3 protein-coding genes, 3 rRNA genes and 2 pseudogenes are annotated in these 13,502 nt (G+C 62.9%); 2 read left to right on the forward strand and 6 right to left on the reverse strand.

The genetic code is table 11. The annotated features are described in order from the left end of the window. Nucleotides 1-76 precede the first annotated feature (76 nt). The 3 genes from rrf to OG538_RS16780 form a co-directional block, all read right to left on the reverse strand. Nucleotides 77-193: ribosomal RNA gene (gene rrf / locus OG538_RS16770) — 5S ribosomal RNA — on the reverse strand. Nucleotides 194-272: 79 nt separating this feature from the next. Beyond that, nucleotides 273-3,397 (reverse strand): 23S ribosomal RNA (locus OG538_RS16775). Between the two features lie 300 nt (nt 3,398-3,697). After that, nucleotides 3,698-5,223, reverse strand: a 16S ribosomal RNA gene (locus tag OG538_RS16780). The 16S, 23S and 5S rRNA genes sit together here, the layout of an rRNA operon. Before the next feature lie 993 nt (nt 5,224-6,216). On the opposite strand from OG538_RS16780, the pseudogene OG538_RS16785 reads away from it, so the two are divergent. Then, nucleotides 6,217-7,003, forward strand: a pseudogene (locus tag OG538_RS16785) (transposase family protein). 73 nt (nt 7,004-7,076) lie between these two features. Here the strand turns inward: OG538_RS16785 and OG538_RS16790 are convergent. The 3 genes and pseudogenes from OG538_RS16790 to OG538_RS16800 form a co-directional block, all read right to left on the reverse strand. After that, on the reverse strand, nt 7,077-8,222 hold the full coding sequence (locus OG538_RS16790; RefSeq protein WP_406094422.1) for an SMI1/KNR4 family protein: 1,146 nt from the start codon (nt 8,220-8,222) through the stop codon (nt 7,077-7,079). A gap of 1,329 nt (nt 8,223-9,551) precedes the next feature. After that, a pseudogene (locus OG538_RS16795) lies at nt 9,552-10,400 on the reverse strand (IS5 family transposase). A gap of 49 nt (nt 10,401-10,449) precedes the next feature. Beyond that, nucleotides 10,450-10,989, reverse strand: coding sequence for a phosphoribosyltransferase family protein (locus OG538_RS16800; RefSeq protein ID WP_406094423.1), 540 nt, complete (start codon nt 10,987-10,989; stop codon nt 10,450-10,452). Between the two features lie 188 nt (nt 10,990-11,177). On the opposite strand from OG538_RS16800, the gene OG538_RS16805 reads away from it, so the two are divergent. After that, the gene (locus tag OG538_RS16805; RefSeq protein ID WP_406091731.1) at nt 11,178-12,860 is read left to right on the forward strand and encodes an ISAzo13 family transposase; all 1,683 of its coding nucleotides are present in this window, start codon (nt 11,178-11,180) and stop codon (nt 12,858-12,860) included. Nucleotides 12,861-13,502 lie beyond the last annotated feature (642 nt).

A 13,502-nucleotide genomic window follows, 5' to 3' on the forward strand; every position in this document is an offset into this window, starting at 1 on the left:
TTCCGGCCGGGCTCATTCTGGTCCGGAACGCAGAAAAGCCCCGTGCCACAAGGGCACGGGGCTTTCTACAATAATTGTTCGGCGGCGTCCTACTCTCCCACAGGGTCCCCCCTGCAGTACCATCGGCGCTGAAAGGCTTAGCTTCCGGGTTCGGAATGTAACCGGGCGTTTCCCTAACGCAATGACCACCGAAACACTATGAAATTAACCAACACCGGAACAAAACACGGCCGTTCGTTATTTCAGAACTAACACAGTGGACGCGAGCAACTGAGGACAAGCCCTCGGCCTATTAGTACCAGTCAGCTCCACCCGTTACCGGGCTTCCACATCTGGCCTATCAACCCAGTCGTCTACTGGGAGCCTTAACCCTTCAAGAGGGTGGGAATACTCATCTCGAAGCAGGCTTCCCGCTTAGATGCTTTCAGCGGTTATCCTTTCCGAACGTAGCCAACCAGCCATGCCCTTGGCAGGACAACTGGCACACCAGAGGTTCGTCCGTCCCGGTCCTCTCGTACTAGGGACAGCCCTTCTCAATATTCCTACGCGCACAGCGGATAGGGACCGAACTGTCTCACGACGTTCTAAACCCAGCTCGCGTACCGCTTTAATGGGCGAACAGCCCAACCCTTGGGACCGACTCCAGCCCCAGGATGCGACGAGCCGACATCGAGGTGCCAAACCATCCCGTCGATATGGACTCTTGGGGAAGATCAGCCTGTTATCCCCGGGGTACCTTTTATCCGTTGAGCGACAGCGCTTCCACAAGCCACTGCCGGATCACTAGTCCCGACTTTCGTCCCTGCTCGACCCGTCGGTCTCACAGTCAAGCTCCCTTGTGCACTTACACTCAACACCTGATTGCCAACCAGGCTGAGGGAACCTTTGGGCGCCTCCGTTACTCTTTAGGAGGCAACCGCCCCAGTTAAACTACCCATCAGACACTGTCCCTGATCCGGATCACGGACCCAGGTTAGACATCCAGCACGACCAGAGTGGTATTTCAACGACGACTCCACAACCACTGGCGTGGCCGCTTCAAAGTCTCCCACCTATCCTACACAAGCCGAACCGAACACCAATATCAAACTATAGTAAAGGTCCCGGGGTCTTTCCGTCCTGCTGCGCGAAACGAGCATCTTTACTCGTAGTGCAATTTCACCGGGCCTATGGTTGAGACAGTCGAGAAGTCGTTACGCCATTCGTGCAGGTCGGAACTTACCCGACAAGGAATTTCGCTACCTTAGGATGGTTATAGTTACCACCGCCGTTTACTGGCGCTTAAGTTCTCAGCTTCGCCGACCCGAAAGTCAGCTAACCGGTCCCCTTAACGTTCCAGCACCGGGCAGGCGTCAGTCCGTATACATCGCCTTACGGCTTCGCACGGACCTGTGTTTTTAGTAAACAGTCGCTTCTCGCTGGTCTCTGCGGCCACCCCCAGCTCAGGAAGCAAGTTCCCTCACCAGTGATGGCCCCCCTTCTCCCGAAGTTACGGGGGCATTTTGCCGAGTTCCTTAACCATAGTTCACCCGAACGCCTCGGTATTCTCTACCTGACCACCTGAGTCGGTTTAGGGTACGGGCCGCCATGAAACTCGCTAGAGGCTTTTCTCGACAGCATAGGATCATCCACTTCACCACAATCGGCTCGGCATCAGGTCTCAGCCTTAATGTGTGACGGATTTACCTACCACACGGCCTACACCCTTACCCCGGGACTACCACCGCCCGGGCTGGACTACCTTCCTGCGTCACCCCATCGCTTACCTAGTACAAGTCTGGTTCGTCGGCTCCACCACTACCCTCAACTCCGAAGAGATCGGGCCGGCTTCACGGACTTAGCATCGCCTGATTCAGTATTGGGCGTTTCAAAGCGGGTACCGGAATATCAACCGGTTGTCCATCGACTACGCCTGTCGGCCTCGCCTTAGGTCCCGACTTACCCTGGGCAGATCAGCTTGACCCAGGAACCCTTAGTCAATCGGCGCACACGTTTCTCACGTGTGTATCGCTACTCATGCCTGCATTCTCACTCGTGAACCGTCCACAACTCGCTTCCGCGGCTGCTTCACCCGGCACACGACGCTCCCCTACCCATCCACACAGGCGTTGGCCCTATATGTGTGAATGACACGACTTCGGCGGTACGCTTGAGCCCCGCTACATTGTCGGCGCGGAATCACTTGACCAGTGAGCTATTACGCACTCTTTCAAGGGTGGCTGCTTCTAAGCCAACCTCCTGGTTGTCTCTGCGACTCCACATCCTTTCCCACTTAGCGTACGCTTAGGGGCCTTAGTCGATGCTCTGGGCTGTTTCCCTCTCGACCATGGAGCTTATCCCCCACAGTCTCACTGCCGTGCTCTCACTTACCGGCATTCGGAGTTTGGCTAAGGTCAGTAACCCGGTAGGGCCCATCGCCTATCCAGTGCTCTACCTCCGGCAAGAAACACACGACGCTGCACCTAAATGCATTTCGGGGAGAACCAGCTATCACGGAGTTTGATTGGCCTTTCACCCCTAACCACAGGTCATCCCCCAGGTTTTCAACCCTGGTGGGTTCGGTCCTCCACGAAGTCTTACCTCCGCTTCAACCTGCCCATGGCTAGATCACTCCGCTTCGGGTCTTGAGCGCGCTACTAAATCGCCCTATTCGGACTCGCTTTCGCTACGGCTTCCCCACACGGGTTAACCTCGCAACACACCGCAAACTCGCAGGCTCATTCTTCAAAAGGCACGCAGTCACGACTGCATGTGCAAGCACACACAGCGACGCTCCCACGGCTTGTAGGCACACGGTTTCAGGTACTATTTCACTCCGCTCCCGCGGTACTTTTCACCATTCCCTCACGGTACTATCCGCTATCGGTCACCAGGGAATATTTAGGCTTAACGGGTGGTCCCGCCAGATTCACACGGGATTTCTCGGGCCCCGTGCTACTTGGGTGTCTCTTAAACGAGCCGTTAATGTTTCAGCTACGGGGGTCTTACCCTCTACGCCGGACCTTTCGCATGTCCTTCGCCTACATCAACGGTTTCTGACTCGTCTCACGGCCGGCAGACCGTGAAAAAGAGATCCCACAACCCCGCATGCGCAACCCCTGCCGGGTATCACACGCATACGGTTTGGCCTGATCCAGTTTCGCTCGCCACTACTCCCGGAATCACGGTTGTTTTCTCTTCCTGAGGGTACTGAGATGTTTCACTTCCCCTCGTTCCCTCCACACTGCCTATGTGTTCAGCAGCGGGTGACAGCCCATGACGACTGCCGGGTTTCCCCATTCGGACACCCCCGGATCAAAGCTTGGTTGACAGCTCCCCGGGGCCTATCGTGGCCTCCCACGTCCTTCATCGGTTCCTGGTGCCAAGGCATCCACCGTGCGCCCTTAAAAACTTGGCCACAGATGCTCGCGTCCACTGTGCAGTTCTCAAACAACGACCAGCCACCCATCACCCCACCCTTACAGGCGAGTTCACTGGGGCCGGCAACCGAAGGACGACCATGACGGCCGTACCTTCAGATACCCAACAGCGTGCCCGACACAGTCAACTCGTTTACGCGTTCCACGCCGAAGCAGTACTTACGAAAACCAGCCAACCGTGCCGAATAGTCAACGTTCCACCCATGAGCAACCAGCACCGAACATTCGCCGGTGTACTGGCCTCTGACCGAGCGGACTCGGTAAGAAGTGCTCCTTAGAAAGGAGGTGATCCAGCCGCACCTTCCGGTACGGCTACCTTGTTACGACTTCGTCCCAATCGCCAGTCCCACCTTCGACAGCTCCCTCCCACAAGGGGTTGGGCCACCGGCTTCGGGTGTTACCGACTTTCGTGACGTGACGGGCGGTGTGTACAAGGCCCGGGAACGTATTCACCGCAGCAATGCTGATCTGCGATTACTAGCAACTCCGACTTCATGGGGTCGAGTTGCAGACCCCAATCCGAACTGAGACCGGCTTTTTGAGATTCGCTCCGCCTCGCGGCATCGCAGCTCATTGTACCGGCCATTGTAGCACGTGTGCAGCCCAAGACATAAGGGGCATGATGACTTGACGTCGTCCCCACCTTCCTCCGAGTTGACCCCGGCAGTCTCCTGTGAGTCCCCATCACCCCGAAGGGCATGCTGGCAACACAGAACAAGGGTTGCGCTCGTTGCGGGACTTAACCCAACATCTCACGACACGAGCTGACGACAGCCATGCACCACCTGTATACCGACCACAAGGGGGGCACCATCTCTGATGCTTTCCGGTATATGTCAAGCCTTGGTAAGGTTCTTCGCGTTGCGTCGAATTAAGCCACATGCTCCGCTGCTTGTGCGGGCCCCCGTCAATTCCTTTGAGTTTTAGCCTTGCGGCCGTACTCCCCAGGCGGGGAACTTAATGCGTTAGCTGCGGCACCGACGACGTGGAATGTCGCCAACACCTAGTTCCCAACGTTTACGGCGTGGACTACCAGGGTATCTAATCCTGTTCGCTCCCCACGCTTTCGCTCCTCAGCGTCAGTAATGGCCCAGAGATCCGCCTTCGCCACCGGTGTTCCTCCTGATATCTGCGCATTTCACCGCTACACCAGGAATTCCGATCTCCCCTACCACACTCTAGCCTGCCCGTATCGACTGCAGACCCGGGGTTAAGCCCCGGGCTTTCACAACCGACGCAACAAGCCGCCTACGAGCTCTTTACGCCCAATAATTCCGGACAACGCTTGCGCCCTACGTATTACCGCGGCTGCTGGCACGTAGTTAGCCGGCGCTTCTTCTGCAGGTACCGTCACTTTCGCTTCTTCCCTGCTGAAAGAGGTTTACAACCCGAAGGCCGTCATCCCTCACGCGGCGTCGCTGCATCAGGCTTTCGCCCATTGTGCAATATTCCCCACTGCTGCCTCCCGTAGGAGTCTGGGCCGTGTCTCAGTCCCAGTGTGGCCGGTCGCCCTCTCAGGCCGGCTACCCGTCGTCGCCTTGGTAGGCCATTACCCCACCAACTAGCTGATAGGCCGCGGGCTCATCCTTCACCGCCGGAGCTTTTAACCTTCCCCCATGAGAGGGAAAGTGTTATCCGGTATTAGACCCCGTTTCCAGGGCTTGTCCCAGAGTGAAGGGCAGATTGCCCACGTGTTACTCACCCGTTCGCCACTAATCCACCCCGAAAGGCTTCATCGTTCGACTTGCATGTGTTAAGCACGCCGCCAGCGTTCGTCCTGAGCCAGGATCAAACTCTCCGTGAATGTTTTCCCGTAATCGGGTGGACACCACGAGAGCGGGACAACCAGGTCGGAATATGACCGGTCATCCACTATGTCCTCGCTGTGTGCATTGCCTACCAGGCCAGAGACCTGTTAGGACTTTTCAAAGGAACCTCGAACCTGCCGAAGCAGGTCGGGGTATCAACATATCTGGCGTTGACTTTTGGCACGCTGTTGAGTTCTCAAGGAACGGACGCTTCCTTTGTACTCACCCTCAGAACACTTTCTGGGGCTTTCCTCCGGGCGCTTCCCTTCGGTCTTGCGTTTCCGACTCTATCAGACTCTTTCGTGTCTGATTCCCGGTCGAAGCGGGTTTCGCATTTTTGCTTTCCAGTTCTTCGCTTTCGCGCTTTCCCTTTCCAGCGAGCTCAACTCTACCAGAGTCTTTCGGGCCCGAATCCCACCCCTGCGTCAGACCTGACGGCTCATCATTCGGCCCTCCGCACCCAGCGACCGGGTCAGCGGGCGGAACCCTGCGCGGGAGCGGTCCAGTCGTCGTGTGCGTCAGCGCCCAGGCCCCCGAACGAGCCGGCGCACGTGGCCGCCCAAGCCATCGCCACCGAGCGCTACGAGAGGAGCTGCACCAGCCTGAGCTCGAACAAGAACGTGCGAACAGCGCCAAGGCTCCGGCGACCCCATGCCTGAACCCCGCCGGTCGTGTGGGGGCGGAACGCGAAGACGGCAGTCGGCTACGTGCCGGGAGTGCGGCTCGGTGGGCACTGCGTTGTTCTGCTCGTACGGCTGAACTTCCCAGAAGACCGTGGCGCCGTGCTGGACCTCGGTGGCACGCAGCTCCTCCTGGACCTCGCCGGCCCCTTGCCCAGAGGCCTGCCGGCACGTGGGTCGAGCTTTTCCTCAAGCGCGACGAGATCGGTTTCTACCCGTACGCACACTGACCGGCGGTCGGCCCTTGAGTCCATCCAGCCAGAGGCTGAAGTTGCCCGATCAGGGAGCTTCTTCGCTCGGGGGACCTCGTTGGTCATCCACCCTGCCGCACTTGACCTGCCGCATGCGCTCGTCGAGTGGGTCGCCATGCTGGTTGTCACGCGTGAGGGCGACCGGCGCTGCAAGCTCCGTCCGTCTCAGCGGGCGATGGTGGCACTGGTGTACCTGCGAGGGCCAACCACTCTGGCGAGGATCGCCGCCGGGTTCGGGATCAGCGAGTCCACCGCCCACGCCTACACCCGCGCGGTCGTCGACCTGCTCGCCGACCGAGCACCGGGTCTGCTCAAGACGCTGCGCGAGCACGATCCCGACTTCCACCTGCGCGACGGCACCCTCGCCGGGTGCGACCGGGTCGGCGACGGCCGGGCCGGCTACTCCCACAAACACCTGCGCCACGGAGTGGACGTGCAGGTCGTCACCGACCCGCACGGCCGGCTGCTCTGGCTCTCGCCCGCCCTGCCGGCCCGCACACACGACCTGACCGCCGCCCGCACCCACCGGATCATCCGGATCTGCGCGCGTCAGGGCGTTCCCGTCCTGGCAGATCTCGCCTACCAACGCGCAGGACCGTGTCTGACTACCGGCATCAGATGCAAGCCACTCCAGGAACGGAACTCACTCCCACCGAGAAGACCCTCAACCGGGCGCTGGCCGCAGCCCGAGCGCCCGTTGAACGCGGTGACGCGAGCCTAGAGAGATCACCATCCGCAACACATCAGCCGCACCGTCCTGGCGGATCTTCCGCAGGTCCTGGTGCAGTCCCAACCGCATGACGTCAATCGTCAAGGCCATCCTCAGGCTGGAGCGGCAGCGCTGAAAATCCATAGTGAGCGCTTCGTCCGGCGATAGCCGCCACACGAAGCGCTCACCCGGAACCGAAACCCCTGGGGTCAGTCCTGATCTTGGCTGTACTGGGACGCGTACCAACTGGAGTCGACGGCGGGGTTGCGCAACGCCCCCCAGAATCGGTCGTCAGGTATCGGTGGCAGAGGCTGATTGCCCAGGTCCGCATGCAGGTCCGCACGCCAGTCGAGAGCAAAGCGACTCCGGGTCTCCGCGCTCTCGCACACGGACCTGTACGGGGACCCCCAGATCCCAAGGGCTATTTTCTCCGCGGCCCACCTGCGTGTGTGGTCTCGGCCGGTGTCGGCCCGTGCGAGCACCGCGCGGAGGCGCAAGGCGAGCGGGCTGGTCTGGTCCGGCTGCGGCGGGGCCGCACCGCGCTCCCACGCATCCAGGGCTGTCTTGACCTCCGGGTAGTTGTTCAGGCCCGTTTCGACCGCCAGTCTGCGCAGCTGCTTCCGCGCGGCGTCGACCACCTGCTCATACGGCAGGACTGCGATCAGCGCACCGAGTTCCTCATGCCCGTCCAGGTGGCTCACGTGGAGGAGGTCGGTGGGACTGTAGGACAGGTCCAGCTCTGGCAGCTGCTCATCCGGTGCGGGAAGAGGCTCGTCGGCACTGTACTGCGGCCGGGCAGGCAGAGGCCCCTCCCAGAACAGCCGGCCGTTGAAGGTGACGACACCGGCGTCCTGGCCGCGCTCAAGCGTTCCCGCCAGTTCGGCCAGATACTCACCCAGCGAGTCGGCCTGCCCGAAACTGGTGCCGGTTTCGTCGAAGAACCGTCCGATCGCACCGAAGGAGTCCCGCCCGGTACGGCAATCCAGCAGAAGACCGTCCGACGTCACGTCGTAAGAACCGAACTTCACGTAATCGTGAAGCCAGTAGTCCTCGGTCTCACCGTCGAGGCCCTGGTCGATGCCGCGCATGAACCCGGTGTCCCCGAGGATTCCGCTCACTCCGAGCAGCCGGTCGCCCGTGCTGAAGCGGAAAGCCTCAGGTCCCTCCAGCCCCCCGTTGTGCCGGAGGAGTGAAGCGACCAGGTCCGGAGGAAAGGTGACCCCCAGTTCCTGTTGCGCTGCTGCGATCTCCTCGTCTCCTGCAGGCGGCCGAAGCGTGGCAAACGTGCGGGGCGCATGCTCGCGCAGCCACGCGTCGATGCGAGTCCATGAGTCCTGGACCAGGTCTGATGTCATAGCGCCGACCTTAGAACCAGCGGCTGACAACAGCTCAGAAGCTTCCGCTTCTCGCAGACGGCGGTCAGGGCGCCCACCCAGGCTCTGAATGATCAGCGCGGCCGCTTCGGCGCTGGCACCACGGCGTCTGTTCGCCTGGGACTACCGGCCCAAGCTTCCACGCACGCCGGCCGGCACGTCCTCAGCCAACTCCGCTGTGGTCAGTCCACCGTCCAGGAAAACGGAGTCGTCGGGGGCGTGTTCAGCGCGGCCGCCCACGGCTCGATCCTGGCCTAAGGTCTGTGCCACCACTGCCGCACCCGTTCATCCTGCTCGGGGTTGTCCTGCGTAAAGAGCTTCGTGCGTGGATCCGCTTCACCAGGACCTCCTCAGAGACCTCAAGGAAGAAGTGGTGGATTGCGGCCCCCGCGCTTCTACGGCGTGGGTCGGGTCCTGCGGCCGGTTGCCGCGGGGACGACGGTTCACGCAGACGCCAAGGATTCCCAGGTCATGGGACATTTTCGTCAAGCGGATCCTCCTGCACCGACTGCACCGACTGCACCGACGCCATGGAGGCGGAAGTCGTGGAGTTTCCTCCAGGTCTTCATGTACGCGAGGACCTCCTCGCCCCGGGCGCGGACCTGCTTCTGCAACGTGTCGCCAGCCTGATTGCGGTCGAGGCCTCTCTTGCGCCTCTGCGCCGCCGGCGCCGACGTCATGGGGCGTGGATGACGACCTGGTGGTTCTCGGACCGTCCGCAGTTCCATGGCGGTGCTGCCATGCCGTGCTCGTGGATGGTAGGAGGGGCGCCATCCACGATGAGCCCGGCGCACCACGAGCAAGCGTTTGCATGGTTGGGGCCCGAGCGGCGGCCAGGGCTGGGCTCTGATCCGGCAAGTTGCAGGTTGTGGGGACGCCCAGCAACGGCCCGGCCAGCCGCATCGTCACCCGTTGGTATGGCACTACGCCGTCATCGCACCAGCCGTACCAACACCCCATCTGCTGAGCAGGGGGCGGAAGCGGTCGCTCGACGGCGAGCCCCATCCCTGGTCTCGCCGCGATCTTCCCGACAGACCTTCTTCCCAACTGGCGATGCACTGGGCGTACTTGCGGCCTGGATGGGTCAAGCGGTACTCGCTGCCGTAGTCGCCGACCGGGTTGCGGTAGATCATCACAGCGGCAGGACCGTCCGCAGCGGGCACGTGCAGCGCCGGCCAACGTTCGGGATCGAAGGGGGCCTCGGCCAAGGCATGGGTATCGGGATCCCTCGTCGCCGAACCACGCCGGACCAAGCCGCGCGGCGCCCGCCCCTCCGCCGCACATAACCGGGAACTAGGGGTGTCTCTCTGGTCAGCATCGGGCCCAGACGAGGATGCTCGCGACGTGCAGTGCTGCCTGGTAGGCGATCGCGAGTTTCTCGGTTTGCGTGGCCAGGCCGCGCCACTGCTTGAGATGGTTGATGCACCGCTCGACAGTGTTCCGCTGCTTGTATGCCTCGCTGTCGAAGCCTGGCGGGCGGCCTCCGAGTCGTCCTCGCCTCAGACGATGGCCAACCTGGTCGGACGGCTGTGGAATGGCAGCACGGATGCCCCAACGCCGCAGGTGGGTGTGGATAGCGCGTGAGGAATACGCACGGTCGGCTAGGACGGCGAGGGGCACGGGTTCGTGGCCTACCCGGGCCGCTGCGGGGCACGCGGATGCCGGACATCACCGGCTCGAAGGCGGGTGTGTCACCGGCCTGGCCTGCGGTGAGGGTGAAGGCCAAAGGTCGTGCCCGGCCGTCGGCGGCCAAATGAACCTTCGTGCTCAACCCACCGCGGGAACGCCAGAGGGCGTGATCAGCGGGTTCGGCTCGGCCGGCTGCCCCTTCTTGAGTGCGCCGGGGGCGTGCTGGTGGGCTCGGACGATGGTCGAGTCGACCGACACGGTCCAGTCGGTGTCGCCCTCGGCATCGGCTGCGGCCAGGAGAGCGGCGAGGATGCGTTCCCATGCGGCGTCGACGGCCCATCTGATCAGGCACTTGTGAGAAGTCCGGAACGGGCCGAGCTCGTCCGGCAGGTCTCGCCACGACGAGCTGGTGCGGTACTTCCACGCAATGGCCTCAAGTGTGCGGCGGTGGTCGGCCCACCGCAGCCCGCGAACCGGATCGACCGGCATCAACGGCGCGATCCTGTCCCACGTTGCGTCAGTGATCACCAATCAGCCAGACATATCCCGTCAACCGAGTAACCAGCCAGGCGGACACGTGTCAGGACTGCCCATCCCAAGCCGGAAGTTCGGCTGCAGTGACAATGCTGCGGACGCCCAGGTCCGCCCGCCGGGCCGGGGCTGTCTGGTCAACAATGACGGAGCAACCGACCCACTGCCCGCCGCATTCCTCGACCATCGACCGCACAGCCGACGCCTGGCTACCCGTTTCGATCCAGTCGTCGACCAGCAGCACCCGGTCCTCAGGGCCTACCGCCATCCGCTGCAGACGCAACTCCTGGCGAGTACCCCGGTAGTCGGGGTCACTGCGCCTGGTGACCTTCTTCCCGGGGAAGATCCCCTCACCCTTGCGTACCGCGACGAAGCCGACGCCGAGCTCGACGGCAGATGCCGCGCCCAGCAGGAACCCCCGCGACTCAATGCCGCAGACGGCCGTGACGCCATCTTCCCGGAACGGCCCAGCCAGTCCACGGACCACCGCAGCAAGAGCCTCTGGGTCACGAAAGACCTGCCAGACATCAGCGTGGCCACCGATCCAGCGGAAGCGTTCAAGGACCAGGCCACGTGCGTGAGACATCATGATTGCGAGTCTGTGGACAAACTGGCAGCCCAGGCAACCGGATTCTCTGCTCGGCGAATGCAGACAGGCAGGCGCCACTCCACGTTCGTCGTGTCCACATCTGGGCTCGACGCGGCCAAAGAGACAGAACCTAAGGGCTTGCCGGGAAACAAGTCGTGGCTTCCAGCTGTGGGGCTCGTTGGTCTGGTATGGGGAGACCGGAGGGGATCGAGGCCGTTCTGGCGGCGAAGTTCCAGGTGTTGTTGCCGCATCTGGACGAGCGTCAGCGTCGGCTGGCCATAGGGGCGGAAGCACTGTCGCTGGGGCATGGCGGCATCAGGATCGTCGCCGCTGCAGCCGGGGTCCGGGAGGCCACGGTCTCGCGTGGGGCGGCTGAACTGGACTCCGGTCAGGCCCCGTTGGGGCGGGTGCGCCATCCCGGCGGAGGGCGGAAGAAGGCGGCCGAGCTGGACTCTGGGCTGCGGCCGGCACTGCTGGCGCTGGTCGAGCCCGACGAGCGGGGCGACCCGATGTCGCCGCTGCGTTGGACGACGAAGTCGACCCGGAAACTGGCGGCAGAGCTCACCCGCCAGGGGCACCGGGTCTCCGCCGACACCGTCGCCGGCCTGCTGCGGGAGGAAGGCTTCAGCCTGCAGGCCAACGCCAAGACCATTGAAGGTGCCCAGCACCCCGACAGAGATGCCCAGTTCCGCTACCTCAACGAGCAGGCACGAGATCACAGGGACGCCGGTGACCCGGTGATCAGCGTGGACAGCAAGAAGAAGGAGCTGATCGGCGACTACAAGAACGCCGGGCACGAATGGCAGCCCGCAGGACAGCCCGTGAGGGTCAAGACGCACGACTTCCCCGGCCAGGCCGAGAAGGCAATTCCATACGGAATCTACGACATGACGGCGAACACCGGCTGGGTCAGCATCGGCACCGATCACGACACTGCGGCATTCGCCGTCGCCTCGATCCGCCGCTGGTGGCAGGCGGTCGGCCGGCACGACTACCCCGGCGCCCGCCGACTGCTGATCACCGCAGACGGTGGCGGCTCCAACGGCTACCGCACCCGGGGCTGGAAGACCCAGCTCGCCGATCTCGCCGCCGAGACCGGCCTTGAGATCACGGTGTGCCACCTGCCGCCCGGCACCTCGAAGTGGAACAAGATCGAGCACCGGCTGTTCTCCCACATCACCATGAACTGGCGAGGCAGGCCCCTGACCAGCCACGAAGTCATGCTCCAGACCATCGCCGCGACCACCAGCCGCACCGGCCTCACCGTCCAGGCCGAACTCGACAGCGGTGAGTACCCCACCGGCATCCGCGTCAGCGACGACGAGATCGCCGCCCTGCCCATCACCCGCCACCGCTTCCACGGCGACTGGAACTACACCCTCCACCCCCAGCGCCCGACGGACACGGCGACCACCACCAGCACACAGGACGAGGCCCTGGCGGACGGACCGGCCCGCCTCACGCAGCGTTCGCTACAGGACCCGGAACTGACCGGGATGACCCGCCGGCAGCTCAACGAACTCATCGACGTGCTGACTCCAGCGATGGAGATTCAACGCGAGCAAGTGCTCCGCACCCGCAGAGGCCACCAACGCCTGGTGGCCCCTGGCACAGGAGCCAAACCCAAGCTCACCCCAGCCGACCGAGTCCTGGCCACCGTGCTCCACCTGCGAAAACTCGCGACCATGGACCTCCTGGGCCAGCTCTTCAACACCACCGCCATGACCATCAGCCGCGCGGCGAAAGAAGTCCGCCCGCTCCTGGAAGCCCACGGAGTTCACATCCCTGCCTCGACCGCCCGCTTCCGCACGCCGACTGACATCGCGAGATTCCTCGACCTCGACAAAAACAAGATCAAACCGACGTGTTGATTCCCGGCAAGCCCTAGAGCTCGTAACACGAGCTCTTAAGGTCGGTGCGCCGTCCAACCGGGCAAGGCGTATCGACTTCAGCGCGGGCAGCGTATGGGCGGGGCTCTTTCTGCCACGGTTGACGCCCTTCCCAGGGTGTCGTCGCCGATCGAATGGCAGCCGTGGAAATCGCACCCGCCGTGAATGCGGTGATGGATGGCGGGCATCCGGTCAGGTCTTGGTGCACTGAAAGGTCGCGCCGAGGCGGGCGGCAGGCAGCGTCACGTCTGGCTGCCGATCCGGATCACACGGCCGTGCATTGTGCGGAGGTAGGCGACGAGCTCGCGCAGGGACCAGCGGGTGAAGGTTGACCAGGCTTGGTGGGGCGGGTGATGGCCTTTCGGATGACGAACTCCGCGTCGTGAGGCCTGAACTGACGGAGGTCGCCTCCCACTCACCTCCGGTCCAGGCAGGGTGGCCGATCACCTTGACCCGTGGACAACGTCTCAGGCAGTGTCCTCGTCTGCCTGCACCAGCTGGGCGATCACGGGCACCCGGTTCCCGCCGGCCGAGGCCAACAACAGTCGTGCGCCCGGCCCCGGTAGCGCGTCGCGGTGGTGCTACCCGGCGCCCGATCCCCTGCACCCTCTGCCCTTCCTGGTC

This window comes from Streptomyces sp. NBC_01013, assembly GCF_045162765.1.
Taxonomy (GTDB): Bacteria; Actinomycetota; Actinomycetes; order Streptomycetales; family Streptomycetaceae; genus Streptomyces.